General features: G+C 65.1%; 24 protein-coding genes. 20 read left to right on the top strand and 4 right to left on the bottom strand.

All coding sequences use genetic code 11. From position 1 onward, the window contains the following. Positions 1 to 273: 273 nt before the first annotated feature. Positions 274 to 2,919, top strand: coding sequence for an excinuclease ABC subunit UvrA (locus AC5P6H_RS11390; protein WP_495202631.1), 2,646 nt, complete (start codon positions 274 to 276; stop codon positions 2,917 to 2,919). A gap of 59 nt (positions 2,920 to 2,978) precedes the next feature. Here AC5P6H_RS11390 and AC5P6H_RS11385 read toward each other — a convergent pair whose 3' ends face one another. Then, positions 2,979 to 3,782 (bottom strand): SDR family NAD(P)-dependent oxidoreductase, encoded by an 804-nt coding sequence (locus tag AC5P6H_RS11385; RefSeq protein ID WP_197604594.1) that lies wholly within the window; start codon positions 3,780 to 3,782, stop codon positions 2,979 to 2,981. Between the two features lie 155 nt (positions 3,783 to 3,937). Between AC5P6H_RS11385 and AC5P6H_RS11380 the strand changes: the two genes are divergently transcribed. Together AC5P6H_RS11380 and AC5P6H_RS11375 are read left to right on the top strand one after the other, a co-directional pair. After that, complete coding sequence (locus AC5P6H_RS11380; protein ID WP_229653766.1) at positions 3,938 to 4,837, top strand: GlxA family transcriptional regulator; 900 nt, start codon at positions 3,938 to 3,940, stop codon at positions 4,835 to 4,837. Positions 4,838 to 4,891: 54 nt separating this feature from the next. Beyond that, positions 4,892 to 6,088 carry a GAF domain-containing sensor histidine kinase gene (locus AC5P6H_RS11375; RefSeq protein WP_495202630.1) on the top strand — a complete coding sequence of 399 codons (1,197 nt, stop codon included), beginning with the start codon at positions 4,892 to 4,894 and terminating at the stop codon, positions 6,086 to 6,088. Between the two features lie 54 nt (positions 6,089 to 6,142). Here the strand turns inward: AC5P6H_RS11375 and AC5P6H_RS11370 are convergent, their stop codons facing one another. Beyond that, entirely contained in the window at positions 6,143 to 7,096 is a 954-nt protein-coding gene (locus AC5P6H_RS11370) for an alpha/beta fold hydrolase (protein WP_049407332.1), read from the bottom strand. 168 nt (positions 7,097 to 7,264) lie between these two features. Here AC5P6H_RS11370 and AC5P6H_RS11365 point away from each other — a divergent pair, with 168 nt between their 5' ends. The 8 genes from AC5P6H_RS11365 to AC5P6H_RS11330 all read left to right on the top strand — a co-directional run bounded on the left by AC5P6H_RS11365 (position 7,265) and on the right by AC5P6H_RS11330 (position 14,885). Further along, entirely contained in the window at positions 7,265 to 7,834 is a 570-nt protein-coding gene (locus AC5P6H_RS11365) for a TetR/AcrR family transcriptional regulator (RefSeq protein WP_495202629.1), read from the top strand. 62 nt (positions 7,835 to 7,896) lie between these two features. Next, entirely contained in the window at positions 7,897 to 8,373 is a 477-nt protein-coding gene (locus AC5P6H_RS11360) for a nuclear transport factor 2 family protein (protein ID WP_053504681.1), read from the top strand. A 79-nt stretch (positions 8,374 to 8,452) separates the two neighbouring features. Further along, the gene (locus tag AC5P6H_RS11355) at positions 8,453 to 9,181 is read left to right on the top strand and encodes a hypothetical protein (protein ID WP_445391654.1); all 729 of its coding nucleotides are present in this window, start codon (positions 8,453 to 8,455) and stop codon (positions 9,179 to 9,181) included. A 233-nt stretch (positions 9,182 to 9,414) separates the two neighbouring features. Further along, a complete protein-coding gene (paoA, locus tag AC5P6H_RS11350) occupies positions 9,415 to 10,062 on the top strand; it encodes an aldehyde dehydrogenase iron-sulfur subunit PaoA (RefSeq protein ID WP_495202687.1) in 648 nt (215 codons plus the stop codon). Continuing rightward, positions 10,059 to 11,009 carry an FAD binding domain-containing protein gene (locus AC5P6H_RS11345; protein WP_495202628.1) on the top strand — a complete coding sequence of 317 codons (951 nt, stop codon included), beginning with the start codon at positions 10,059 to 10,061 and terminating at the stop codon, positions 11,007 to 11,009. The genes paoA and AC5P6H_RS11345 overlap by 4 nt, the downstream gene beginning before the upstream one ends. Then, a complete protein-coding gene (gene paoC / locus AC5P6H_RS11340) occupies positions 11,009 to 13,213 on the top strand; it encodes an aldehyde oxidoreductase molybdenum-binding subunit PaoC (RefSeq protein ID WP_495202686.1) in 2,205 nt (734 codons plus the stop codon). The genes AC5P6H_RS11345 and paoC overlap by 1 nt, the downstream gene beginning before the upstream one ends. Positions 13,214 to 13,221: 8 nt before the next feature. Beyond that, positions 13,222 to 14,283, top strand: a complete 1,062-nt coding sequence (locus AC5P6H_RS11335; protein ID WP_495202627.1) for an XdhC family protein — start codon at positions 13,222 to 13,224, stop codon at positions 14,281 to 14,283. Then, positions 14,259 to 14,885: a nucleotidyltransferase family protein gene (locus AC5P6H_RS11330; RefSeq protein WP_495202626.1), complete on the top strand. Its 627-nt coding sequence runs from the start codon at positions 14,259 to 14,261 to the stop codon at positions 14,883 to 14,885. Before AC5P6H_RS11335 ends, AC5P6H_RS11330 begins: the two co-directional genes overlap by 25 nt. Positions 14,886 to 14,989: 104 nt before the next feature. Here AC5P6H_RS11330 and AC5P6H_RS11325 read toward each other — a convergent pair whose 3' ends face one another. Next, positions 14,990 to 15,460 carry a hypothetical protein gene (locus AC5P6H_RS11325; protein WP_495202625.1) on the bottom strand — a complete coding sequence of 157 codons (471 nt, stop codon included), beginning with the start codon at positions 15,458 to 15,460 and terminating at the stop codon, positions 14,990 to 14,992. Beyond that, a complete protein-coding gene (locus tag AC5P6H_RS11320) occupies positions 15,461 to 15,835 on the bottom strand; it encodes a hypothetical protein (RefSeq protein ID WP_495202685.1) in 375 nt (124 codons plus the stop codon). Positions 15,836 to 16,714: 879 nt separating this feature from the next. Here AC5P6H_RS11320 and AC5P6H_RS11315 point away from each other — a divergent pair. The 9 genes from AC5P6H_RS11315 to AC5P6H_RS11275 all read left to right on the top strand — a co-directional run bounded on the left by AC5P6H_RS11315 (position 16,715) and on the right by AC5P6H_RS11275 (position 25,590). Beyond that, positions 16,715 to 17,383 (top strand): hypothetical protein, encoded by a 669-nt coding sequence (locus AC5P6H_RS11315; protein ID WP_495202624.1) that lies wholly within the window; start codon positions 16,715 to 16,717, stop codon positions 17,381 to 17,383. 114 nt (positions 17,384 to 17,497) lie between these two features. Beyond that, positions 17,498 to 18,157, top strand: coding sequence for a thermostable hemolysin (locus AC5P6H_RS11310; RefSeq protein ID WP_495202623.1), 660 nt, complete (start codon positions 17,498 to 17,500; stop codon positions 18,155 to 18,157). Then, positions 18,154 to 19,644 (top strand): AMP-binding protein, encoded by a 1,491-nt coding sequence (locus AC5P6H_RS11305; protein ID WP_445391640.1) that lies wholly within the window; start codon positions 18,154 to 18,156, stop codon positions 19,642 to 19,644. The genes AC5P6H_RS11310 and AC5P6H_RS11305 overlap by 4 nt, the downstream gene beginning before the upstream one ends. Beyond that, a complete protein-coding gene (locus AC5P6H_RS11300; RefSeq protein WP_133050543.1) occupies positions 19,641 to 20,315 on the top strand; it encodes an iron-containing redox enzyme family protein in 675 nt (224 codons plus the stop codon). The genes AC5P6H_RS11305 and AC5P6H_RS11300 overlap by 4 nt, the downstream gene beginning before the upstream one ends. Continuing rightward, on the top strand, positions 20,315 to 21,175 hold the full coding sequence (locus AC5P6H_RS11295) for an SDR family oxidoreductase (RefSeq protein WP_495202622.1): 861 nt from the start codon (positions 20,315 to 20,317) through the stop codon (positions 21,173 to 21,175). Before AC5P6H_RS11300 ends, AC5P6H_RS11295 begins: the two co-directional genes overlap by 1 nt. Further along, the gene (locus AC5P6H_RS11290) at positions 21,156 to 21,818 is read left to right on the top strand and encodes a tetratricopeptide repeat protein (protein WP_474755659.1); all 663 of its coding nucleotides are present in this window, start codon (positions 21,156 to 21,158) and stop codon (positions 21,816 to 21,818) included. The genes AC5P6H_RS11295 and AC5P6H_RS11290 overlap by 20 nt, the downstream gene beginning before the upstream one ends. A 24-nt stretch (positions 21,819 to 21,842) precedes the next feature. After that, positions 21,843 to 22,517, top strand: coding sequence for a response regulator transcription factor (locus tag AC5P6H_RS11285; protein ID WP_049455266.1), 675 nt, complete (start codon positions 21,843 to 21,845; stop codon positions 22,515 to 22,517). Positions 22,518 to 22,534: 17 nt separating this feature from the next. Beyond that, positions 22,535 to 23,923: an ATP-binding protein gene (locus AC5P6H_RS11280; protein WP_495202684.1), complete on the top strand. Its 1,389-nt coding sequence runs from the start codon at positions 22,535 to 22,537 to the stop codon at positions 23,921 to 23,923. A gap of 224 nt (positions 23,924 to 24,147) precedes the next feature. After that, complete coding sequence (locus AC5P6H_RS11275; protein ID WP_495202621.1) at positions 24,148 to 25,590, top strand: putative bifunctional diguanylate cyclase/phosphodiesterase; 1,443 nt, start codon at positions 24,148 to 24,150, stop codon at positions 25,588 to 25,590. The last annotated feature ends 137 nt before the right edge of the window (positions 25,591 to 25,727 follow it).

Below are 25,727 nucleotides of genomic sequence, written 5' to 3'. Positions count from 1 at the left end.
GTGAATCTCCAGGTTGGGTCCCACTGCCGTAGTGGCGGGCCCAGCATAGGAGCCGCACTGTGAGCGGCTGCATCAAGGGTGCGGCAACGTGGCGTCAAGCCTTCAGCCAATGCAGGTTAACAATCAGCCGTATAGCGCGGTTGGCGTCGGCCACCTGGTGTTCCGACGCTGCACGCAATCAACATCCCCTCACTCCATTCACCCTGCAGCAGCGACAATAGCCGCCCGTGTGCGCATGCATGTATTCCACTCATTGGCAGCAGGATCGCGAAGATGTCCAACACCCCCTTTGGCGAGTCGTCATGCGCTGCCGCAGCCAGCGGCTGCATCGAGGTCCGCGGCGCACGCGAGCACAACCTGAAGAACGTCGACGTCTCCATTCCGCGCAATGCGCTGGTGGTGTTCTCCGGGGTATCGGGTTCGGGCAAATCCTCGCTGGCGTTCGGCACGGTCTTCGCCGAGGCCCAGCGGCGCTACTTTGAATCTGTCGCACCGTATGCGCGCCGCCTGATCGACCAGGCGGGCGTGCCCGACGTGGATGCCATCGACGGCCTGCCGCCGGCGGTGGCCCTGCAGCAGCAGCGCGGTGCCAGCAACGCACGTTCATCGGTGGGCAGCGTGACCACACTGTCCAGCCTGGTACGCATGATGTATTCGCGTGCAGGCGCGTACCCGGCCCACCAGCCCATGCTGTACGCCGAGGACTTCTCGCCCAATACACCGCAGGGGGCCTGCAGCACCTGCCATGGGTTGGGCCACGTCTACGAAGTGACCGAAGCGCTGATGGTGCCGGACCCGTCGCTGAGCATCCGCGAGCGCGCCATCGCCTCCTGGCCGCCGGCCTGGCATGGCCAGAACCTGCGCGACATCCTGGTCACCCTGGGCTACGACATCGACGTGCCGTGGAAGAAGCTGCCGAAGAAGGACCGGGAGTGGATCCTGTTCACCGAGGACACGCCGACCGTGCCCGTCTATGCCGGCTTCACGCCTGCCGAGACGCGTGCCGCACTCAAGCGCAAGCTGGAGCCCAGTTACATGGGCACCTACACCGGCGCCCGTCGCTACGTGCTGCACACCTTCGCCAACACTCAGAGCGCGCTGATGCGCAAGCGTGTCTCGCGCTACATGGAAGGCAAGCTGTGCCCCGCCTGCCAGGGCAAGCGACTGAAGCCCGAAGCGCTTTCGGTCACCTTTGCCGGTGTGGACATCGGTGAATTCATGCGGCTGCCGCTGGATCAACTGGCCGGGCTGCTCGAGCCCATCGCGCAGGGCGACTTCAGTGCACACAGCCACGGCGCACGCACCCGCAGGAGTGCGACGCCCCGCGATCGCGCCAAGCGCGCAGCCACTGGCCGTGCGACCCACGAGGGCGCGCCCGATGTGCGGCTGACCTCGGCCCTGTCGGAGGAAAAACGCCTGGCCGCGCAGCGACTGGCGGGTGGGGTCATGGCGCGGGTACGGCAGCTGCGCGAGCTGGGCCTGGGGTATCTCTCGCTGGATCGCGCCACGCCCACGCTGTCGGCCGGCGAACTGCAGCGCCTGCGGCTGGCTACACAGCTCAGCTCGTTGCTGTTTGGTGTGCTGTACGTGCTCGATGAGCCCTCGGCCGGCCTGCATCCGGCCGACAGCCAGGCGCTGTACGACGCGCTGGACCGGCTGCGCGATGGCGGCAACTCGGTGTTCGTCGTTGAACACGATCTGGACCTGATGCGACGTGCACAGTGGCTGGTGGACGTGGGACCGCAAGCGGGCGAGCACGGCGGGCGCGTTCTCTACAGTGGCGAGCCCGACGGCCTGCGCCGCATCGAGGACTCGCGCACCGCGCGGTACCTGTTCGACCAGGTGCCTGCGCCTGCCAGCCGGGAACGCAGCGCCGACCGCTGGCTGGAGCTGAAGGGCATCCACCGCCACAACCTGCAGGGCGTGGACGCGCAGCTGCCGCTGGGAGTGCTGACCGCAGTGACCGGCATTTCCGGATCGGGCAAGTCCAGCCTGATGGCGCAGGCGCTGCCCGAGCTGATGCTGCTGCACCTGGGGCACGAGCCCGTGGACGACAGCGCCGACAGCACGCCCGAGGACGGGCCAACCGCGATCGAAGCGACGCGGGGCCAGCTTGCCGGAGCCGTGGACGCCATCCAGCGCGTGGTGCAGGTGGACCAGAAACCGATCGGCCGCACGCCACGCTCCAACCTGGCCACCTATACCGGCCTGTTCGATCACGTGCGCAAGCTGTTCGCCGCGACCCCCGACGCGCGACGCCGCCGCTTCGATGCAGGTCGCTTCTCGTTCAACGTGGCCAAGGGCCGGTGCGAGACCTGCGAAGGCGAGGGTTTCGTCAGCGTGGAACTGCTGTTCATGCCCAGTGTCTATGCGCCATGCCCCGCCTGCCATGGCGCCCGCTACAACGAGGCCACGCTGAAGGTGTTGTGGAACGGCCGCAACATTGCCGAAGTCCTGCAGATGACGGTCGACCAGGCACAGGCATTCTTCGCCGGTGAGGAAGCCATCGCGCGGCCGCTGCAGCTGCTGCAGGAGATCGGCCTGGGCTATCTCAGGCTCGGTCAGCCGGCCACTGAGCTTTCAGGGGGCGAGGCGCAGCGCATCAAGCTGGCGACCGAGCTGCAGCGCAGCCAACGCGGCCGCACGCTCTATGTGCTGGACGAACCCACCACCGGCCTACATGCGTTGGACGCAGACAGGCTGCTGGTGCAGTTGCAGCGGCTGGTGGACGCGGGAAACACCGTGGTGATGATCGAGCACGACATGCGTTCTGTCGCACAGGCCGACTGGGTGATTGACGTCGGCCCGGGCGCAGGCGGCGCAGGTGGAACCATCGTGGCGAAGGGTACGCCACGCCAGGTGGCCCGCGCCAAGGACAGCAGGACGGCGCCGTTCCTTGCCAGGGAACTGGCGCTGTAGCGACATCATCCCCGGCTATCGCACTCCACCACGCCGGGCAGCTGCAAGCCGTTCGCCGATCAGGCGCCGCTCACATAGCGCGGCGCCGGCTGCGCGAGCGAAAGGCCCGGTGCCATCGCCTTGCGTGCGTGCTCGAAGGCGTCCCACTCAGCGATGTCCGGAAGCGCGGGAATGGTCACAAGCTCACCCTGCGCCAGCCCGGCCAGGGACGCATCCACCATGTCTTCGGCGCTCATCACGATGCCCTGTGGCAGGTGCTCCACCGGCAGGCCGGAAAGGTGCCAGAAGTCCGTCGCGGTGGCACCCGGCAGGACGACCTGGACGCGCACGCCCTTGTCGGCCAGCTCATGGTGGAGCGACTGCGAGAACGCCAGCACGAACGCCTTGCTTCCCGCGTAGACCCCGTTGAGCAGCTCCGGTGCCAGCGCGACGATGGAGGCGATGTTGATGATCGTGCCCCGGCCACGTGCCACAAACACCGGCGCTGCAGCATAGGCCAGGCGCATCGCGGCGTTCACGTTGAGCGTGATCATGCGCTCCATCTCGCCGATGTCCGACTGCAGCAGGGGCGCAGTAGCGCCGATGCCGGCATTGTTGACCAGCACCTGGATATCCGCTCGGCCTTGAATGACCTTTTCAACTTCGGCACGCCCGTCGGGGATGGTCAGGTCCGCGGCGATGATGTCCACCGTGCGGCCGGTGCTGCGGGCCAGCGCCTCGGCCAGTTGGCGCAGGCGGTCGGCGCGTCGCGCGACCAGGATCAGGTCATGGCCGGCGTGGGCCAGGCGATCGGCATAGATCGCCCCGATGCCGGACGATGCGCCGGTGATGAGTGCGGTGCCGTGATGGGTAGGGTCGTTCACAGAGGTCAGTCCGAACCGGCGAACGTCGCCGGGGTCAGGGGAAATCTAGGCCGGCGTGTACGTGTCGTAAATGTCGTATATACCTCGTTTACGGCCACCCCTGAAAAACCGTCATGCCCAGTGTTGGATTTGTCCTGCCCGCCGGATTCCAGACCATGGCGATCGCCGCGGCGTCCGCCTTCGAACTGGCCAATGCCACCGAAGGCGCGCGCCTTTACGATCTGCACATGCTGTCCGAACAGGGCGGGCTGGTGCCCAGCTCGCTTGGCATGGCCATGCAGACAGCGCCGCTTGCGCAGCAGCCGCTGGATACCATGATCGTGGCCGGCCTGCTGGAGCCAGCCCCGTCCAGCGGCGCGCTGATCGATCCGATCCGTCACGCGGCCGCACGCACGCGCAGGACCGCGTCGGTGTGCACCGGCGCGTTCCTTCTCGGCGAAGCGGGGTTGCTGGACGGGCGCCGCGCCACTACGCACTGGTTCCACGCACGTGCGCTCAGGCAGCGCTTTCCCGCCGCGCAGGTGGAGGAAGACCGCATCTTCATCACCGATGGCCCGATCTGGACCTCCGCCGGCATGAGCGCGGGGCTGGACCTGGCGCTTGGCATGATCGAGCAGGACTTCGGTGCGGATCTGTGCAGGGCGGTGGCCCGGAAGCTGGTGATCTACCATCGGCGCGGAGGCGGGCAGTCCCAGCATTCGGTGCTGCTCGAGCTGGATGCCCGGTCTGATCGCATCCAGAACGCGCTGACCTTTGCACGCCGCAATCTGCGCGCCACCTTGTCGGTTGAAGAACTGGCGCAGGCCGCGCATCTGAGCACCCGCCAGTTCAGTCGCGCGTTCCGCGAGGAAACCGGGCAATCCCCCGCCAAGGCAGTGGAGGGCCTGCGGGTGGAGGCCGCTCGCGTGTTGATCGAGCAGAGCCGCTACACGATGGATGAAGTGGCGACTGAAACGGGCTTCGGTGATACCGAACGCATGCGACGTGCCTTCCTGCGCGCCTTCGGCCAGCCCCCGCAATCGCTGCGGCGCAACGCACGGGGCGGGGCGGACTGAGTGTTCGTGGCTGGATTCATGGGATGATGCACCACTGCGCCCGACTGCCACTACATGCACACACTGACCGATTCCCACCTGCTGAATGACATCGCTGAGATCGGCCGTATTGAAGCAGTGCCGCGCATCCTTGAAACCGTCGCCCATATCACAGGCTCAAGATTCACCGCGATTGCCCGGGTGACAGAAACCACGTGGACCGCCTGCGCCACCCTGGACACCCTGGGGTTCGGGCTCGTTCCGGGCGGGCAGCTGGTCCTCGAAACCACCCTCTGTGACGAGATCAGGCAGTCATCGACCTCCGTGGTGTTCGCGCACGCCAGTGCACATCCGCTGTATTCCAAACACCATACGCCCAGGATCTATGGGCTGGAGAGTTACGCCTCCGTGCCGATCCATCGGCCGGATGGCAGTTTCTTCGGCACCCTGTGTGCCATTGATTCGTCGCCGGGCAACTTCGATGAGGCGCATGTCCAACGATCCATGGAGCTGCTTGCCGACCTCGTTGGCAACTACCTCGACAAAGAGGATCAGCTGCTGGAGGCAGAGACAGCCCTTTCAACGGCACAGCGTGTTTCCGATCTGCGCGATCAGTTCATCGCGGTGCTGGGCCATGACCTCCGCAGCCCGCTGCAGGCCATCAGCGTGGCCGCCGATTCACTGGAACTTGAGGCAACATCCGAGCGCCAGCAGCGGATGCTCGCGCACATCGCCGCCGGCGTCACCCGGATGGATGGCCTCATCGGTGATGTGCTTGATTTCGCCAGGGGGCGGCTGGGAGGAGGCATTCCGGTCTCGCTCCAGGAAAGCCACACCTTGCAGGCGGCGCTTGAACAGGTTGCAGAAGAAGTGGCGATCGCTACCGGTCGGCAGGACATCAACGTCCAGATGCGGATCGAAGGTGGCGTGGTCTGCGACACCGGCAGGCTGTCGCAGCTGCTGGCCAACCTGCTGACCAACGCAGCCCAGCACGGCGAGCGCTCCGCCCCAGTCACGCTGAGGGTTCATGCCGCATCCCATCGCCTCACGCTGGATGTGCATAACGCCGGCTGCATTGCGCCTGAGCGGCTGGGGACGATTTTCAGCCCGTTTTCGCGTGAGCAGGGCGAGCTGCCCAGGCCAGGGCTTGGCCTGGGCATCTACATTGCATCGGAAATTGCCAAGTCCCACGGCGGCACACTGGACGTGCAGTCGAGTGAGAGCGACGGCACCGTGTTCACATTCCAGATGCCGACCGCGGCGCGTCCATGAAGGTGGGCGCCAGGCAACAGAAGGGCTCCGGCACCGCGCCGGAGCCCTGGCCACTCACTTTTCCTGCAGGAACGTCAGCAGGTCCTGGTTGACCTTGTCCTTGTGGGTGTCGGTCAGGCCATGCGGCGCACCCGGGTAGACAATCAGCCTGGCGCCCTTGATCAGTTTCGCTGACTGGCGGCCAGAGATATCGATCGGCACGATCTGGTCGTCGTCACCGTGGATCACCAGGGTGGGGACATCGAACTTCTTCAGGTCGGCGCGGAAATCGGTGGCCGAGAACGCGGCGATCGAATCGTAGGTGTTCTTGTGGCCGCCCTGCATGCCCTGCGCCCACCACGCATCGATCAGCCCCTGCGACACCTTCGCACCGGGGCGGTTGAAGCCATAGAACGGGCCCGACGGAATGTCCCGGTACAGCTGCGCGCGGTTATCCATCTGTGCCTTGCGGATGCCATCGAACACTTCGATCGGCAGGCCGTTGGGGTTGTCGGCGGTCTTCAGCATGAACGGCGGCACCGAGCTGATCAGCACGGCCTTCTTGACCCGGCCGGTGCCATGCCGGCCGATGTAGCGCGCCACTTCGCCACCACCGGTGGAGAAGCCCACCAGGGTCACATCGTGCAGGTCCAGTGTGTTGATCACCGTGGCCAGGTCATCGGCGTAGTGATCCATGTCGTTGCCGTCCCACGGCTGGCTGGAGCGCCCGTGGCCGCGACGGTCATGCGCGATGACGCGGTAGCCATGGTTGGCCAGGAAGATCATCTGCGACTCCCAGCTGTCCGAATTCAACGGCCAGCCATGGCTGAAGGTCACGACCGGGCCGTCCTTCGGGCCCCAGTCCTTGTAGTACAGCTGCACGCCGTCGGCGGTGGTGATGTAGCTGGCAGTGCGCGCGATGGCGGTGACCGGAGCCGGCTTGGCCGGTTCGGCGGCCTGCGCGGACAGGCCGGCCTGGACCGAGAGGGCGAGGGCGGCAACGGCCAGGGTACGGGCGAAGGTGTTCATGCGGAAACTCTCATGGGTGGGTGGTGAGACGTACTTTGCGCCTGCAATTAGGCGTCCGGGTGATGAAGTGTCCGGATTTCTTGATAGATCGTCTTGCATGGATGTGCGCACACCAATCGCTCGCGATCGCCTGTTGACAGAGTAGAACGCCCGTTCTACCTTGCAGCCATGAGCAAGCTCACCACCGACACCCAACAGAAGATCCTGGCCACGGCCGAGGCGCTGATCTACCAGAACGGGATCCACGCCACCGGCATGGACCTTCTGGTGAAGACCTCGGGCGTGGCGCGGAAGAGCATCTACCGCCACTTCGAGAACAAGGACGACGTGGCCGCCGCTGCATTGAAGGCGCGCGACGTGCGTTGGCTGGCCTGGTTCCGGCAGGAGTGTGAGAAGGCGGATACCCCGGAAGCACGCATCCTCGGCATGTTCACCGTGCTCAAGAACTGGTTCCAGTCCGAGGGCTATCGCGGGTGTGCGTTCATCAATACCGCGGGCGAGGTCGGCGATCCTACCGATCCGATCAGGCAGATCGCGCGTGATCACAAACAGAAGCTGCTCGATTACACGCTGGAACTTACCGGGCAACTGGATGTTGAGCAGCCGGCGGACCTGGCCCATCAGCTGCTGATCCTGATGGAAGGCGCCATCACCCTGTCGCGCGTGATGGGTGATTACGGCGCCGCAGACACCGCGAAGGACGTTGCAAAGCTGTTGTTGGAACAGGCCAAGCGTTAGCGCCTGGGTACGCCAGATCCTTTGAAGCAACCCGTATATCCATTTCCATTGGAGGTCTCCCCGTGTCCGCAGAACAACCCCGTCCGCCGCTTCCTCCGTTCACCCTCGAATCGGCCACGCAGAAGGTGCGTCTTGCCGAGGATGGCTGGAATTCCCGCGATGCCGACAAGGTGGCGCTTGCCTATTCGCTTGACACCCAGTGGCGTAACCGTGCCGAATTCACCAACGGCCGGGAGGAAGCCCGGCAGTTCCTGGCACGCAAATGGAACAAGGAACTCGAGTACCGCCTGATCAAGGAGCTCTGGGCCTTTACCGAAAACCGCATTGCGGTCCGCTACGCGTACGAATGGCACGACGACTCCGGCAACTGGTTCCGTTCCTATGGCAACGAAAACTGGGAATTCGGAGAGGATGGCCTGATGCAGCGCCGCTTCTCCTGCATCAACGACCTGCCGATCAAGGAAAGCGACCGCAAGTTCCATTGGCCGTTGGGGCGTCGCCCGGACGATCATCCGGGGTTGTCGGAACTGGGTATGTGATTCCCGCTGAGGCGCCTTCCGAAGCTCGCTTAGGTACGATGGGGCGGCCGGCATCTGCGCCGGCCGGGGCAGGGGCGCAATGGACATGCAGGCAAGGGGCGGAGTCGATCCGCCGGCAACGACCGATTCGCAGGAACTGACATTCCACTGGCTCTATCAGCGGGTGCAGGGTTTGGTTGAGCACAGCATCTATCCGAAGGCGGGCAGGGTGGAGACGTGGGCGTTTCGCATCGGCATGGGTGCGGCGATCGTCGGCATTCTCACTGCCCAGCTTCCGGATCGATGGCTGCCTGTCGGCGCAGTGCTGCAGGTGGTTGTTGCCTGCCTGGCAATCGAAATTGGAGGGTTCATTGCCGGGGGCGTCCTGGCCGCCCGCAGGGGCATTCGCCAGTTCAGCCAGCCTCGGCTCTCGCACGCGCGGGAGATGGATGGCGATTTCGCGCACTGGCAAGCGGTGGTGACCGAGCTTCGCGGATTTCCGCGCGTCCAGCGCGAGCGGCGCCTCAAGTACGTCAGTCACCTGCGCACAAACATGATTGAGCGCATGGGCATGATGTATGGCGGGCTGCAGCGGCTTGGACCATTCCCGCTGTTGATTGCCCTCTACCTGCAGTTCCGCGGATGGAAATGGGGCGACTGGGCGGGCGCTTTCGATGTTGGATTGCTAGGCGCACTGCTTATCTTCGCCATGGTGCTGCTGTACCTGCTGGGCTGGATGCTGATCGGCCTTCGCACCAGGCTGGATACCTACGTGGCATTGTTGGAGGGCTCTATCCACGAGGCCGAACCCTCGAAGCCAGCGCCGTGAGGGATAAACAGAACTGTGAGCCATCCAGTGAAGCATACGCATGGCTCAATAGTGCCGCGCTGAAGAGTAAAAGTCGCGGTTGCCTGCATTGGTCGGATCGTACATGTCGCCGACTTCACAGGCCTGTACCCCGCAGATGGGCATAGTGCCCCTTGGGTAGTGTGAGCGCGTCCATCCAGCCACGGGATTTTCCCGAACGCCAGGAGGTCACTGTGCCAAGTTGTGATGAAGGAATGAAGTTGACGCGTCGCCAGATGATCGCCGGCGGCGTCACGACCGTGGCAATGTCCGCCGCACCGGGGGCGTCATCGCTCGCCGCCGAACTGGCGACGCCCCCGCCGCCCAGGCCGCCGGTCATCAGCACGGTGGCGTTGACCGTCAACGGCAAGCGGCGGGAGCTTGAGCTCGACACGCGGACTACGCTGCTCGATGCCCTGCGCGAACACCTGAAGCTGACCGGGACCAAGAAGGGCTGCGACCACGGTCAATGCGGTGCCTGCACCGTGCTGGTCAACGGAGAGCGCATCAATGCCTGCCTCAGCCTGGCGGTGCAGCACCAGGGCGATGCCATCACCACCATCGAAGGACTCGGAACCCCCGATGACCTGCATCCGATGCAGGCCGCCTTCATCAAGCATGACGGCTACCAGTGCGGGTACTGTACGCCGGGGCAGATCTGCTCGGCGGTGGCGGTACTGGACGAGATCAAGCGGGGTGTCCCCAGCCATGTGCAGGCAGACGTCAGCGCACGGCCCCGGGCCACCAACATGGAGATGCGCGAACGCATGAGCGGCAACCTCTGCCGCTGCGGAGCCTATTCCAACATTGCCGAGGCGATGGAAGAGGTTGCTGGCGTGACCTCTGCAGGGAGGCGCTCATGAGGGCCTTCAGTTACGAACGCGCGAAATCCCCGGCCGAGGCCGCCAAGGCCGTCGCCGGTATCGAGGGCGCGAAGTTCCTGGCCGGAGGGACCAACCTGCTCGACCTGATGAAGCTGGAGGTCGAGACGCCAGCGCACCTGGTCGATGTGCAGGACATCGGCCTGGACAGGATCGAACCCACCGACGAGGGCGGCCTGCGCATCGGCACGCTGGTCACCAATACCGCGCTGGCCTCGCATGAGCGCGTGCGCCGCGACTACGCGGTGCTGACCCGCGCGATCGTGGCAGGCGCCTCCGGGCAGCTGCGCAACAAAGCCACCACCGGCGGCAACCTGCTGCAGCGCACGCGCTGCCCGTATTTCTACGATCCCCATCTGCCCTGCAACAAGCGCCTGCCCGGATCAGGGTGCGGCGCACTCGAGGGGTTTTCCCGTCAGATGGGCGTGATCGGCACCTCGGACAGCTGCATCGCGACCTATCCGGGCGACATGGCGGTGGCCCTGCGGGTGCTGGACGCCTCGATCCAGACCGTCAGCGGTGACGGCAGTACGCGCAGCATCCCGATTGCCGATTTCCATCGTTCCCCCGGCGACAGGCCGCAGCAGGACAACGTGCTGCAGCGCGGTGAGCTGATCACCCACGTCACGCTGCCGAAGCCGCTGGGCGGTCGGCACGTGTACCACAAGGTACGTGACCGCGCGTCCTATGCGTTCGCACTGGTGTCGGTCGCTGCGGTCGTGCAGCGAGACGGTTCGGCGCGGTTCGCCTTCGGTGGAGTTGCGCCGAAGCCGTGGCGCGTCGAGGCAGCCGAACCGCTGCTGCGCGACGGCGTAAAGGCCGCGGCCCGGCAGGTGTTCGCCGGCGCCCGTCCCACGCCGGAGAACGCGTTCAAGATCGCGCTCGCCGAGCGCACCCTCGCGGCCGTGCTGGCGGAAGGAGAGCGCTGATGCCCCTTGAATTCAACGCCCCCGCCGGCGACAACCTGTTCGACAAGGCCAAGGTCGTCGGCAAACCGACGCCGCGCATCGACGGTCCACGCAAGACCACCGGCACCGCCCCCTATGCCTACGAGCGCCATGACGTGGCGCCGAACCAGGCCTACGGCTACATCGTCGGTGCGGGTATCGGCAAGGGGCGCATCATTTCGATGGATGCCTCCCGCGCACGTGCCGCGCCCGGCGTACTGGCGGTCATCACCGCACCGGAAACCAAGCCGGTCGGCAAATCGAACTGGAATAACGCGCCGTTGTTCGGCGGACCCGAAGTGGCCCACTACCACCAGGCCATCGCCTGCGTGGTGGCAGAGACCTTCGAGCAGGCCCGCGCCGCCGCGGCGCTGATCCGCACCCGCTACGAGCGCAGCAAGGGCCGCTTCGATTTCCCGGCCCTGGCACCGTCCGCGCCGCTGGCAAAGGGGCGTGACGGCAAGCCCGACCGGCAGGCGCTGGGCGATTTCAACACCGCCTACGCGAGCGCCGCGGTCAAGCTCGACGAGACTTATCACACCTCCGACGAAAGTCATTCGATGATGGAGCCGCACGCCACCATCGCCGCCTGGGAGGGTGACACGCTCACGCTGTGGACGGCGAACCAGATGATCGACTGGGCCAGGCAGGGCATGGCGGCGATCCTCGGCATCGACCCTGCCAAGGTGCGCGTGGACTCGCCCTATATCGGCGGCGGCTTCGGCGGCAAGCTGTTCATCCGCGCCGACGCGGTGCTGGCCGCGTTGGCGGCCAAGCAGGTCGGGCGACCGGTGAAGATCGCGCTGCAACGCCCGTTGATGCCCAACAACACCACGCACCGGCACGCCACCCTCCAGCGCGTGCGGATCGGCTGCGGAAAGGATGGCCGGATCTCCGCCATCGCCCATGAGAACTGGTCGGGCAACATCAACGGCGAGGATGGCGAAAACGGTACCCTGCAGACGCCCAAGCTCTATGCGGGCGCCAACCGCCTGGTGGCCAACTACATCGCCGCGCTCGACATGCCCGAAGGCAATGCGATGCGCGCACCGGGTGAAGCACCGGGCCACATGGCGCTGGAAGTGGCGATGGACGAAATGGCCGAGAAGCTGGGCCTCGATCCGATCGCGTTCCGCATCCTCAACGAGCCCGAGGTCGTGCCCGGCGATCCGTCCAAGAAATTCTCCGACCGCAACCTGGTGCGCTGCCTGCGCGAAGGCGCGGAGCGCTTCAACTGGAACAAGCGCAACGCCCGGCCGGCGCAGGTCAGGGAAGGGCATTGGCTGGTCGGCATGGGCGTGTCCGCGGGCTATCGCGGCGCACCGACGATGAAGTCGGCGGCGCGGGTCCGGCTTGACGGCCAGGGCGGGGTGGTTGTCGAGACCGACATGACCGACATCGGCACCGGCTCCTATACGATCATCGCGCAGACGGCAGCCGAGACCATGGGCGTGCCGCTGGACCAGGTCCAGGTCACCCTCGGTGACTCCCGTCATCCCGCCTCCGCCGGTTCCGGCGGCCAGTGGGGCGCGGCAAGCTCCACCGCGGGCGTGTACGCGGCGTGCGTCAGCCTGCGCCGCAAGGTGGGCGAGAAACTCGGCTTCGACGGCGACACCGCAAACTTCGCCAATGGCCGCATCCAGGCGGATGGGCGGACCATCACGCTGGCGGAGGCGGGAACCCTGTCGGCGGAGGACGGCATTGCCTTCGGCGACTTCAAACAAGGCTACGACGTCGGCACGTATGCAGGGCATTTCTGCGAGGTCGCCGTGCATGCCTACACTGGAGAGACGCGCATTCGCCGCATGCTTGCCGTATGCGATGGCGGCCGGATCCTCAATCCGCTGTCAGCACGCAGCCAGGTCATCGGCGGGATGGTGATGGGCGCGGGCGCGACCCTGATGGAGGAGCTGGTGGTCGACAAACGGCTTGGTTTGTTCATCAACCACGACCTGGCCGGCTACGAGGTTCCCGTGCACGCCGACATTCCGTACCAGGAAGTGGTCTTCCTCGACACGCTGGATCCGGTGATCTCGCCGATGAAGGCCAAGGGTGTGGGTGAACTGGGCATCTGCGGGGTTGGCGCCGCGATCGCCAATGCGATCTACAACGCAACCGGCGTGCGCGTGCGCAGCTATCCCATCACCCTGGACAAGCTGTTGCCCGGCTTGCCCGACATAGGCTGACGGTGCGCATGGACCGATCCGCAGCCTCACCCGCGCTGGAGGCTTCAGCGGCAGGCGGAGGGGAGCCCGGCGATCTTGCCGAGGACCTGTCCGCAGCGCCAGGCTTCCTCGCCGAAGGCAGCCCGCGCGGCGTGCTCGAGACGGCCTTGACGCGCGTGCGTGCGGGGGAGCACGCCGTGCTCGCGCTGGTGCTGGAAACCGATGGCTCCACCTACGCCGGTGCCGGCGACATGGTGCTGTTCTGCAACGGCAGCCAGGTCGGCTGGCTGAGCGGCGGATGCCTGGAGCCCGAGCTCGCGCGACGCGCGGAGCAGGTGAGCGCGGCAGGGCGGGTCGACTGGATCGAGATCGACACCCGCAGTGACGACGACCTGTTGAGCGGATCCGCGCTCGGCTGCCGCGGCCGGCTTCGGATTGCACTTCTGCCGTTGCGTGCCATGTCCGGCGTCGACGACGTCATCGAGGTCTGGCTCCGCGAGGGCGTGTCACTCCAGCGCGACCTTCGCACGTCGGGGCAGGTCGTTTTCCGTGCCGGCCATCGCGAGCAGGCATGGCAGCTGCATCCGATGGAGGGTACACAGCCCTTTGGCGAGGGCGCGTGGCGTTTGCCGTTGCCCCGGCTTCCGCGGGCCCTGGTGTTGGGGGGCGGTCCCGAAACGCCCTTCCTGGTTCCGCTGCTGCGCGGCCTGGGGTGGCGGGTCAGCGTGGCCGAACGGCGAGCGCGCTGGGCCCCAGCCGGGCAGTGCGCGGATACGCATCTTCAGACCAGCCCGGCCGAGGCCCTTCATGGCGACTGTTGCGACGCGGCACTGGTGATGCATCACGATTTCGAACTGGACCGGGAGACGCTGGTGGCCCTGGCTGATACCAACGTCGCGTTCATTGGACTGCTGGGTCCGCGGCGAAGGCGCGAGGACCTGTTCAAGCTGCTGACACCGGATCAGCGCCACCGGCTTTCCCCGAGACTTCGATCACCGGTCGGCCTGAACATCGGCGGCCGAGGGCCGGAGGCGATTTCGCTCAGCATCGCCGCACAGCTGCAGCAATGGCGAAGCGCGCACGGCAGGTGACTGACGCGCATGCGGTCGTCGTGCTTGCTGCCGGCGGGAGCAGCCGACTTGGCCAGCCCAAGCAGCTCCTCACCCGGCAGGGCGAGACCCTGGTACATCGCGTAGTGCGGCTAGCGCTGGAGCTCGCGCCAGCGCAAGTCCTGGTCGTGGTGGGCGCGAACGCACAGGCCGTGACATCCAGCGTTGCCGGGCTGGATGCCACGCCGGTAACCAACCACCACTGGGAGCGTGGCCTGGCGAGCAGTCTGCAGGTTGCCGGCGCACACCTGCTGCCCACGGTGACCGCGGTGATGATCGTGGCATGCGACCAGCCCGCAATCGAGCGCTCGCATCTGCAGGCGCTGCTTTCCGGTGCCCGCGCCGCAGCGTCAACGTGCGCGGGCACCCGCCACGGAAATGCGCTTGGCGTTCCCGCAGTCGTGCCGCGCGCCTGGTTCACCCCTGTCGGTGCATCCGGTGACCGCGGCTTCGGAGCGCGCCTGCGGCAACTTCCTGTCGATACGGTGCATGTCCTGCAGGCACCGGAACTGGGCCTGGATATCGATACGCCAGAAGATCTTGCGCGTGCGCGCGATGCGGGCTGGATCGATGCCGGGAGGTGACCCGCATGGTCACTGGGCCAATGCCTGTCGCGCAGGTGACGAGCGGCAGGGCTGGAGCCCTAACCCTTGCTGCCCGCAGCCCTGTAGAGTCGAGTCATGCTCGACTACGGCACGCCACATCGCGCCCCATCAGGCACATCACTAGCAAGAATCTGCAGCACACGATCCAACAGAACAGGCTCCGGCACGCCAGCCAGTACCTGCTCCAGGTAATCCAACGGCTCCAACTGCCATTGAAGCAACGCACCAAGCTGCACAACGACAGGCGCCCGCTGCTCCGCGTCCAGTGAGACCTGCAACAGCAGATGGTGCGAGCGCCCCTCCAGCCACAGCACGGGTATGCCCCGGCAATGAACCTGGAACTCGGCATCTCGGCGCCGCTCGACGAACTGGAAGCCCTGTCGTGGCCGAGAGTCCACGAACTGCATCGCCTGGCGGCGCAGTTGTGAGAATCGATCGTCGTTGATGCTTTGGAACGCGACAGGCGAGGGCGCCGGCGTCGCCGGCCACTGCGCCTGTGCCGCAACCACCACCACAAGACAGAGCGCGTTGGCCGCCCAGCGGCACCACGCCACTCACCCCTCCGGATGCAGTCGGGTACTGGCGTGTGCGGTAAGGCCGATTCCGGCCATGATCAGGCCCTCCATGACGCGAGGGCCAACATACTGCTCCAGCTCGCCGTTCTCGCGGGCGCGCTGTGCGGCCAGCAGGATCTCCAGCACCACCCGAAGGCCCGCCAGAGAGCAATCGGTATCTGCCAGGGCGATGCGTCGGCCGGGCATCTGATGGCGTTCCGGCCACGGCTGGCCATCGGAGGCGGCGCCCGAGCCGATACTGTGCAGCAGGGCGATGAGGGTGTTCGGATCCAGCCCGGGGCCGTTGGAGGGCGCGTCGTGGATCGGGTGCGGGGTAGGGGAGTGGGGCTGGTTCGGCCAGCTTGGCTCTGAGATCTTGGTCGGTGGCTGGTCGCCCCAACATAGGCGAATGATGGCCACCGCTTACGCCAAGAGCAGCAACTGATGGCCACCGCTTACGCCAAGAGCAGCAACGACCGACCAGCGGTAGTCCAGCCACTTGACGGCGGATTGGCGTCCCCTAGAGAGCCCTTGGTTGGCAGACCGGATAGCTTTGTTCCTGCCGATGTACTGGCATCTGGCAAGATTCAAGCGGCCTGGCTCAATGGGCAAGTAGGACGCAAGGTGGCCGACGGCCGACTTTTGGCGACTGTTCTGCGCGAGAACCAGGCGGTGATTCAGGATCTAGGTCAAATCTAGATCTTCGGGTGTCAACCCCGCCAGCGCCAAGATCCTGTCTCTTTTCATCTGCTTCCCCCAGAGGTTCCAGGCTCTGTCGGTAGACAATGTCTCTGTCACCTTACAGGCTGGGCAAGTCAGTTCGACGCCACCATCTACATCGACAAGTCCGCTACATCGACAAGTCCGCATCCCCGAAACATGCGTGACTCGTCCCCACATGCGCCGCACTTGGCCTGAAGCGTCTCGACGCGCTCGATCGTTCCGTTGAGGCGCAGCAAAGGACGGATCCTCAGGATCCGAAAAGCAGCTGGAGAGGTCATGTGTCGTGCCGGTCAGGGGCTAGACACGGAGGCGAAGGATTCGCGCCCAAGAGGAGCCAAGTGCGGCCAGCGTACAGCATAAATTGTTAAGAATCCTCAAGTTGACTTCACCCGTTGGTGCCGGCGCGAATGTCCTGGCGGGGACTCGACTCAGCAAGGCCTACCGCAATGGTTTGGCCTACAGCTGCACTTCATTCGGGCCCGGGCGGCTGGGAGAGTAAGCTCACCTTCAACCATTGGACCGGGCGCGCTTATGGATCTCATCAGACTGCTGCGATCGCTCGAGGAGTTCCCCTATGAACTCGTAGGGTGGCTGGTGTTCTATCCGCGAACCCTGTGGAGAGTGCTGGCGCAGCCGGGCGAGGTAGCGCACTACACGCGTCGAGAATTCTCCAAGGATCCGGAACATCGATTCGCCGATGCCATCAGCCCTGTGCTGATGTTGATTCTGTCAGTGGTGCTGGCGCACGCATTGGAAATGTCTACGCGCACCGCCCCCCTCGCAGTATCAGGACCGGTGGGCAAGCTGCTGTTTGGAAGCGAGCAGGGGCTGCTGCTCACCCGTTCGGCGGCCTTCTGCATCTTCGCCCTGGGGGCGGCGCTAAGCACGCTGTGGCGACAGCGCCTGCCCATCAACCGCGACACGCTACGGGAGCCCTTTTCCATACAGGCGTTCATTGCGTGCCCGTTTGTGATTCTGCTTGCAGTTTCGCAGGCAGCGGGCTCTGCTGGTGGAGACATTGCGCATGGCTGGGGTGTGGGGATCGGAGCGCTGGCAGTTGCATGGTACTTGTGGGCGCGCACGCGCACCTTCGTAGCACTGAACGGCACGGGGTACCTCCAGGCATTTGGCTTTGTACTCGACTCCTTCCTGGTGACGCTGGCCCTGGTCGTCGCACTGACGCTCGCGTTGGTTCTCTAGATCAAGAGACCGGGTTAGCAGCCGAGCCTGAAAACGAAATCCGATCAAATGACTAACAATCGGCTAACAACGGCCTAATTCTGCCTTAATCGGTGCGATTCAGGATGCTGTCCCATGGACATGATCCCAGCGCCGATTCCCATGGCCCCGCATCCGGGCAGATTTGCCGAAGCAACCCTCATCGGGCCTGATCATCCGCTGCGTGGTCAGGTGCAGTCCTTCATCGCCGAGACCTATCGTCAGCGCTTCGGCGCGGAGATCCGCGAGTTCATGCCACAGCTGCTGGCCTACCGCGATTCGCAGGGCGCACTGGTGGCGGCAGTCGGGCTTCGACACGCAGACAGTGGCCCGCTGTTTGTGGAGCACTATCTGGATGCGCCCGTCGAGGCCGTGCTGGCGCAGCATCTTTCCAGTGCGCCTCAACGAGCACAGATCGCCGAGGTGGGCCACTTTGCGGCCACGACGGCGGGCATCGCACGCGAGTTGATCTTGCAGCTGGCATGGGTCCTGCGCGCCGCCGATGTGGATTGGGTGATGTTTGTGGCGACGCAACAGCTGCGCAACGCGTTCGTCCGTCTGCATCTGGCACCGCTCGAATTGGTGCCCGCGCGTGCCGAGCGCATGGGCGACAGCGCGGGCGACTGGGGCCGCTACTATGAATCGCAACCGCGCGTGATGTGCGGCGATACCCGCGAAGGCATCGCCTTTCTTAGCGGAAAGGCCTGCTCGATAGACCCAATGGATACGGCCAGTTCCGTGGGGGTGGCCGGATGAGTGTTGATGCACAGCACGTCCTGCGCCTGCTGCAGCAGCATAGCCAGCCAGTGCTGACCGCTCAGGAGACGCTGAGTGCGTCCGAGCTGCGGTCTCGCGTAATGGAACTGACACAGTGGCTGCAGCGGACAGGTATCACCTGCGTTGCCAGTCGCCTGGACAACGGCCCCGACTGGGTGGTGCTCGACCTGGCCCTTCGCATTGCCGAAGTGGTGCACGTACCGTTGCCCACCTTCTTCTCGGATGAACAAGTGCAGCACGCACTGCAGACCAGCGGTGCCCAGCTGCTGGTGCTGGCGGAGGGCGCGCCGCCGCCGTGCGGGATCACGGCCGCACCAATGGCGTTGCCGACACTGAGTGCGCACGGCTTAGGCCTGGACGCTCCTGCTGACAGTACCCTGCCGCTTGGCACGGCCTGCGTGACCTACACCTCGGGCAGCACAGGGCGCCCGCGCGGCGTATGCCTTTCTGCCGGAACGTTGATGGCCACCGCCGCGTCATTGGCAGACGCCGCAGGTGACATCGCACCACGCCGGCATCTGTGCCTGATGCCGCTGTCGACGCTCCTGGAGAACGTCGCAGGATTGTATGCGGCGTTGTTGTCGGGCGCCGAGATCGCGCTGCCGTCCCTGCAGGAGATCGGTTACACCGGCGCAGCAGGGCTGGATATCCCCATGCTGCTGAGCTGCCTCAATCGTTACCGCCCCGAGAGCATCATCCTCGTGCCGCAGCTGCTTCTGGCCCTGGTCATGGCGGCAGAGCAGGGCGCTGAACTGCCAGCATCACTGCGATACCTGGCCGTTGGGGGAGGCCGGGTTTCTCCCGGTCTTCTGTCGCGGGCACGGCACCTGGGGTTGCCGGTGTTCGAAGGCTACGGCCTGACCGAGTGTGGGTCGGTGGTGTGCCTGAATCGTCCTGGTGCCCAGCGCGATGGCACGGTGGGGCGGCCCCTTCCACACGTGAGGGTGCAGATCGTGGACGGAGAAATCGTGGTGTCCGGCGCGCGTGCACTGGGCTATCTGGGCGACGAGTCGCTGCCGGAGGGGCCGATCCACACCGGTGATCTGGGACACATCGATGCCGACGGCTTCGTGCATGTGACTGGGCGGCGCAAGAACGTCTTCATCACGGCGTTTGGCCGCAACGTGTCGCCCGAATGGGTGGAGAGCGAACTGCTTTCGCACCCGGCCATCGCGCAGGCCCTGGTCTGGGGGGAAGGGCAGGCCGACAACCTGGCATTGCTGGTTCCGCGCATCGCGCAGCAGGGCTCCGGCGCGCTCGACGCGGCGCTGTCCACCATCAACGCCGGCCTGCCCGACTACGCGCGCATCGCGCGCTACGTCACCGTCGCGCCATTCAGTGCGAACGCCGGCCTGTTGACCGCCAATGGTCGCATTCGTCGCGAGGCCATCCTCGCCCACTACCAGGCAGAGATCGACGCCGCCTACCGGCGCCCTGCGTTCAGCACCATCGGAGACCCAGCATGAGCTTCCACGATCACCTTCTTGCCCAGACCGCCAGCGAGCGCCAGTCGCTGCTGGAGATTCCCATCATCGGCGATGCACTGGCGGGCCGCATCGACCGCGACGACTATTTGGCGTTCCTGCAGCAGGCGTACCACCACGTGCGCCACACGGTACCGCTGCTGATGGCCTGTGGCTCGCGCCTGCCTGCGCGCCTGGAATGGCTGCGGACCGCGATCGGTGAGTACATCGAAGAAGAGATGGGCCACCAGGAATGGGTACTGGACGATATTGCAGCTGCCGGTGGTGATCGGTCCGCTGCTGCAACATCCGAACCCGCACTGGCCACCGAACTCATGGTCAGCTACGCCTACGACACCATCCAGCGCGGGAACCCTGTGGGCTTCTTTGGCATGGTACTGGTGCTGGAGGGCACCAGTGTGGCGCTGGCAACGCAGGCTGCAAACACCCTGCAGACGTCGTTGGATCTTCCGCGCAACGCCTTCAGCTATCTGCTTTCGCATGGCGATCTCGATATCGAGCATGTCGGCTTCTTCAAATCGCTGATGGACAGGCTGGATGATCCCGGCGATCAGCAGGCCGTTGTCCACGCGGCACGCCGCTTCTACGTGCTGTACGGCGATATCTTCCGCACCCTGCGCAGTGGCGGTGCGCGTATGGCGGAGGCGGCCTGATGGACCTGCGTGGACGTACGGTCGTTCTGACCGGAGCCAGCGGCGGAATCGGAAGGTTGCTCTGCGGCGGCCTGGTGGGCGAGGGCGCGCAGGTCGTGGCGGTGGGGCGGGGCCGCGATCGGCTGCAGGCGCTCACCGACACGTTGCCGGAAGGGGGTGTCATACCGGTCGTTGCCGATATCGGCACGGCGGCGGGCCGCGGCACGTTGCTGGCGAAAATCGATGCGCTATCCAGGCCGCCTTCGGTGCTGGTCGTAGGCCATGCAAGCGCCGCCTTCGGACTGTTCGGCGCGCAGACCGAACAGGCGTTGGAGCAGCTGATGCAGACCAACCTGGTTGGCTCCATGCTGCTGATCCGCGCCTTGTTGCCCTTGTTGGAGCGGCAGCCGCACGCCAGCGTGGCCGTTCTCGGCTCGACGTTCGGCAGCCTGGCCTTCCCGGGTTTTGCCGCTTACAGCGCCAGCAAGTTCGGATTGCGCGGCCTGGTCGAAGGACTGGGCCGCGAGTATGCCGGCAGCACAGTCAAGTTCCAGTACCTCTCACCACGCGCCACCCGCACCGATTTCAACAGCGGCGCCGTGGATGCCATGAACGCTGAACTGGGCGTTTCCCACGACTCGGCCGAGAAGGTCGCGACGGCCTTGTTGCAGGCACTGCGCTCTGGCAATCCGCGCTTGCAGATTGGCTGGCCAGAGCGGCTGTTCGCTCGGTTGAACGGCCTGCTGCCAGAGCTGGTGGACCGTAGCCTCCGCAAACAGTTACCCATCGTCAGGCGCCATGCCAGCAGTGGCACCACCGCATCGAGTTCTTCCGTATCCCCTCCCAGCAAGGACACCTCCCATGAAGCGCACGCAGGGTAAGACCATGCTCTATCTCATTCTTATTGCCGCCGCCGTATTGGTCGGGGTCGCTGTGGCTGCCGAACCATCAGTGCCGGTGGCGCAGATCCGTGACCGCTGGGCGCAGATCAACTACCAGACGCCCAAGCCGCAGCGCGAGGCGGCGTTCATGGCCCTTTCCAAGCAGGCCGCGCAAGCCCGGCAAGCGGCCCCCAGGGATGCCAGTGCGCTGATCTGGGAGGGCATCGTGCTGTCCAGCCTTGCGGGCGAAAAAGGTGGCATGGGCGCACTCAGCCTGGTCAAGCAGGCCCGCGCCGATTTCGAGGCCGCGCTGAAACTGGATCCCCGGGCCCTGGATGGCGCGGCGTATACCAGTCTGGGCGCGCTCTACTACCAGGTGCCGGGCTGGCCGCTGGGCTTCGGCGATGACGATCAGGCGCGACAGATGCTGAAGAAGGGGCTGGATATCGACCCCAATGGTATCGATGCCAACTATTTCTACGGCGATTTCCTGCGCGATCAGAAGGAGTGGGGCCCAGCGCAGGCGGCGCTGCAGAAGGCACTGGCAGCACCAGCCCGGCCAGGAAGGGATGTGGCCGATGCCGGCCGCCGACATGAGATCGAGGCCAAGCTGCACGATGTGATGGGCCATCTTGCAAAGTGAAGTCCGCCACTGGACACTGGCCTCATGCGCATCCTCCTCGTCGAAGACGACCGCTCCCTGGGTGAAGGCATCCGGACCGCACTTCGACGGGGCGCCTTCGCCGTGGACTGGGTGGAAGACGGCACGGCCGCGCTCCTGGCTGCGCAGGATGGGGATTTTGATCTGGTGGTGCTCGATCTGGGGCTGCCACGGGTAGACGGCATCGAAGTGATCCGCCGCCTTCGCGCGGCGGCAAACCCGGTGCCGATTCTGGTCCTCAGTGCCCGTGAACGCCCGGCCGACCGCACGCTCGGGCTGGACGTTGGAGCAGATGACTACCTCGGGAAGCCCTTCGATACCGCCGAGCTGCTGGCGCGCGTCCGCGCGCTCGTCAGGCGCAGCAGCGGACGTTCGCATCCCACGCTGGACGCCGGTGACCTCCATCTTGATCCGGCGACGCTGGAGGCGCGATGGAAAGGACGGACGCTGGATCTGACCCGCCGCGAGTTCTCGCTGCTGAGATTGTTGATGGAGCAGAACGGGCGGCCAATGGCGCGAGAAACGATCCAGAAGCACCTCTACGGCTGGGATGAGGACGTCGCCAGCAACGCAGTGGATGTTCATGTGCATCAGCTGCGGCGCAAGGTCGACCCTGCGATCGTGCGTACCGTGCGGGGCATCGGGTATGCGCTGGGGCAGTCGCCGGAGCCGGATGCATGAGGTCGATGCGACGTACCCTGCTGCTGACCCTGCTGAGCACCTTGGCGGTTCTGATGGCCGTGGCTGGATTCTTCAGCTATCGCGCCGGCCTACAGGAAGCGGGGGAAATGTTCGATGCCCGGCTGGTGCAGTCCACGCGGGTACTCATGGGCCTGGTAGATGAGCCGCTAAGTGATCTGACTGCGTTTCCAGGCGATCCCATTGTGCTGCGCGGTTGGCACGGGCACGCTGAAGGCGTGGGCGACGCGCTGGCGTTCAGCGATGGACATGCCTATGAGAGCAAGCTTGCCTTCCAGGTATGGGACGCGAAGCAGCGCCTGTTGCTCCGCTCGGACAGTGCTCCCACCCGACCACTGGCTGCATTGGTGGCTGGCTACGCCAGTCCCGTAATCGACGGCGAACAATGGCGCACCTTTACGCTGCAGACCCGTGGGGGCCGATGGTTCCAGTCTGGCGAGCGGTCGGACATCCGCGAAGAGCTGGCCGAAGATATTGCAGGAGGCACCCTGCTGCCGTTGCTGCTGGCGCTGCCACTGATGGCGCTGGTGATCTGGTGGAGCGTCAATTACGTGACCCGCTCGCTGCAGAGCGTCTCGGACCAGATCGGCAGGCGTGATCCCGGGCGCATGTCGCCACTGGACGCGGCTGACGTGCCGCGCGAGGCGCGAGGACTGGTGCAGGCAGTGAACGGTCTGCTTGGACGACTGAACGAGGTACTGGCGCGCGAGCGGCGTTTTGTAGCCGATGCCGCACACGAGTTGCGCACACCAATCAGTGCGCTGAAAGTGCATGCAGACAACGCACGCATGGCGCCGGATGATGCAGGAAGGGTACGCGCACAGGAGATGGTCAGCGACTCAGTGGCGCGGCTGGAGCGCCTTGCTTCGCAGCTGCTCACACTCAACCGCGCAGAAGCCGTATCCCGAATGACTTCGGTGCGCCTGAGCCTGGATGGCCTGGTCGGCATGGAGGTGGATGCGCTGCGTCCCATCCTTTCCGTAAATCGACAGTACATCGAACTGAAGCTGGACAGCGCGGAGATCAGGGGTGACGAGGCCGCGCTGAGCGCTCTGGTTCGCAACCTGCTGGAGAACGCCGTGCGCTACACCCCCGTCGGCGGTCGCCTGAATGTCTGCGTGATGCAGGAGGAGGGCAGGGCGTTTCTCATCGTCGCCGACAGCGGTCCCGGCATCGCCGAGGAAGAGCGCGATCGCGTCTTTGACCGCTTCTACCGAACGCTGGGGAGCCGGGTGCAGGGCAGCGGGTTGGGGCTGTCCATTGTCAGGGAGGTGGCCGATTCCCACGGCGCGGCCGTGACGCTGGGCACCTCTCAGAAGCTGGGCGGGCTTGAGGTGAAGGTGAGCTGGCCAGCAGGCTCGGCGTATCAAGGCGCCACTGACAGCTGATTGCCAGGTGACCGCGCCTGGCAGGGCCGTCAGGTGTACTGCACTGCTGCCCTACATGCTGCGGCATGCGCCAAAAAACCGACATTTGGGTGTCCTGCGTTGCTTTGATATTCTCAGGCATGCCACCTCGCTCCAGCACGTGAAGCTTTCCAACGGCTTAACTGCCATTGCCGGGCATGGGCGGATTCAGCGCAGTGGAAGGGTCGTCGGAGGAGGCACTGGTGATGACGGATCGCGCCGTAGACGCTGGGCGTGGCGCTCTGAAATTCAGAGGCGCTGCTCGCCGCGAGAAGGTGTCCGCCATACTGTCACTCGCGGGCATCTCCTGCATCTGCCTGGGCCTGGCCTGGACATCCTGTTACCTGTATTTCGGACGGGCCGAGCTATCCATTGTATTTGTCGGCTTGATAGCCGTAGGTATCCTCGCGCTTCTTCGAAGCAAGCACAGTGACGGTGCGTCCATTCTGATCGTCGCCCACGGAGTGCTGGCAGCTGTGTGTGCGATTGCGGCCATTGATGCGCCCATCGCAGGCGTGCCACGTTCGGTTCACCTGTTCCTTCTGCCCTTGGCCGCAGGTGCTGCTTTCACATTCGAAGCGCGCGAACGCTATGGCTCCCTGGTGTTTCCGTTGCTTTGCCTGGCAATGTTTGCAGCGTTTGCGCTCGGGGCACTCGATCGAATTGCGCCAGGCATCTCACCGCCAGTAGAGGTTCGCCACTGGGGCGCGCGTTTCAACACGGCGATCTCCATGGTGCTTCTGGCGGCGATCTTCGGCATCTACCGACTGGATATCGGCAAGCGTCTGCGCCTGGAGCGTGAGCTCGGACGCGCAGTGCGCAACGGTGAGGTAGAGGTTCACTACCAGCCACAAGTGCATGTCGACGCCGACGTGATCGGGGTTGAAGCACTGGTCCGCTGGCAACATCCGTCGGCGGGCCTGTTATCGCCAGACTCGTTCATACCGCTGGCCGAAGAAAGCGCATTGATCAACGAGATAGGGCTGGAGGTACTTCGACAGGCCTGCGAACTGCTCGATGGATGGTCCGGGCATGTCCATACGCGTGGCATGCGGGTGGCCGTAAACATCAGTCCGGTTCAACTCTTGGATGAGGCATTCGTCCCCTCGGTAGCCAAGCTGGTCAATCAAAGCGGAATCAACCCAGCCTTGCTGGAACTGGAACTCACCGAATCCGCACTATCCACCGATACGGCAGAGATGATCGACCGAATGCTTGATCTTGAGGCACTGGGCGTGACCTGGGCACTGGATGATTTCGGCACGGGCTATTCGTCCCTGTCCACACTGCGGACCCTGCCCATTCGCAAGCTGAAGATCGACAGGCAGTTCGTGCAGGAGGTCGCCACCCAGGAGAGTGCTCAACGCCTGCTGGGCAAGATTGTTGAGATCTCCCAGGTGATGGACATGAGTGCGCTGGCGGAAGGGGTCGAGACGGCGGAGCAACGCGACCTGTTGATCTCGCTGGGCTGCGAATCTTTCCAGGGCTACTTCTTCGCGCCACCGATGCCGCTGCCCATGCTGTCCGCCTGGCTGGAGGAACGCCGCGGTTTGTCCGTATCGCACTGCACCGGCGAGATTGAGGGGTCGCTGAGGTCGGGCGCTGTCACCTCGCGCGGGAGCGATACAAGCCGCCGCAGCCTGCGTTGACCTGCCGTTGACAGCAAAGGGACAGACTGCGCAGGAGCAAAGGGCGCCTGGGGAAATCATGGACACGGGTGAGGGAAGCAATGCCATTCTTCACTGATTCGGACGAGGTTGCGGTTGAGGGCCTGGGGGCTGCCCGC

The sequence above is a fragment of the Stenotrophomonas sp. YJH_SMC_110 genome (genome assembly GCF_059369255.1).
This window is presented reverse-complemented; position numbering and strand designations above follow the sequence as displayed.

Bases quoted from the DNA above. Each gene is read 5' to 3' on its own strand.
- paoA (WP_495202687.1), top strand. From the start codon at position 9,415: ATGAAGTTGACGCGTCGCCAGATGATCGCCGGCGGCGTCACGACCGTG.
- paoC (WP_495202686.1), top strand. From the start codon at position 11,009: ATGCCCCTTGAATTCAACGCCCCCGCCGGCGACAACCTGTTCGACAAG.
- AC5P6H_RS11345 (WP_495202628.1), top strand. From the start codon at position 10,059: ATGAGGGCCTTCAGTTACGAACGCGCGAAATCCCCGGCCGAGGCCGCC.
- AC5P6H_RS11390 (WP_495202631.1), top strand. From the start codon at position 274: ATGTCCAACACCCCCTTTGGCGAGTCGTCATGCGCTGCCGCAGCCAGC.
- AC5P6H_RS11365 (WP_495202629.1), top strand. From the start codon at position 7,265: ATGAGCAAGCTCACCACCGACACCCAACAGAAGATCCTGGCCACGGCC.
- AC5P6H_RS11310 (WP_495202623.1), top strand. From the start codon at position 17,498: ATGGACATGATCCCAGCGCCGATTCCCATGGCCCCGCATCCGGGCAGA.
- AC5P6H_RS11285 (WP_049455266.1), top strand. From the start codon at position 21,843: ATGCGCATCCTCCTCGTCGAAGACGACCGCTCCCTGGGTGAAGGCATC.
- AC5P6H_RS11335 (WP_495202627.1), top strand. From the start codon at position 13,222: ATGGACCGATCCGCAGCCTCACCCGCGCTGGAGGCTTCAGCGGCAGGC.
- AC5P6H_RS11305 (WP_445391640.1), top strand. From the start codon at position 18,154: ATGAGTGTTGATGCACAGCACGTCCTGCGCCTGCTGCAGCAGCATAGC.
- AC5P6H_RS11375 (WP_495202630.1), top strand. From the start codon at position 4,892: ATGCACACACTGACCGATTCCCACCTGCTGAATGACATCGCTGAGATC.
- AC5P6H_RS11300 (WP_133050543.1), top strand. From the start codon at position 19,641: ATGAGCTTCCACGATCACCTTCTTGCCCAGACCGCCAGCGAGCGCCAG.
- AC5P6H_RS11380 (WP_229653766.1), top strand. From the start codon at position 3,938: ATGGCGATCGCCGCGGCGTCCGCCTTCGAACTGGCCAATGCCACCGAA.
- AC5P6H_RS11275 (WP_495202621.1), top strand. From the start codon at position 24,148: ATGACGGATCGCGCCGTAGACGCTGGGCGTGGCGCTCTGAAATTCAGA.
- AC5P6H_RS11315 (WP_495202624.1), top strand. From the start codon at position 16,715: ATGGATCTCATCAGACTGCTGCGATCGCTCGAGGAGTTCCCCTATGAA.
- AC5P6H_RS11290 (WP_474755659.1), top strand. From the start codon at position 21,156: ATGAAGCGCACGCAGGGTAAGACCATGCTCTATCTCATTCTTATTGCC.
- AC5P6H_RS11355 (WP_445391654.1), top strand. From the start codon at position 8,453: ATGGACATGCAGGCAAGGGGCGGAGTCGATCCGCCGGCAACGACCGAT.
- AC5P6H_RS11370 (WP_049407332.1), bottom strand. From the start codon at position 7,096: ATGAACACCTTCGCCCGTACCCTGGCCGTTGCCGCCCTCGCCCTCTCG.
- AC5P6H_RS11295 (WP_495202622.1), top strand. From the start codon at position 20,315: ATGGACCTGCGTGGACGTACGGTCGTTCTGACCGGAGCCAGCGGCGGA.
- AC5P6H_RS11330 (WP_495202626.1), top strand. From the start codon at position 14,259: ATGGCGAAGCGCGCACGGCAGGTGACTGACGCGCATGCGGTCGTCGTG.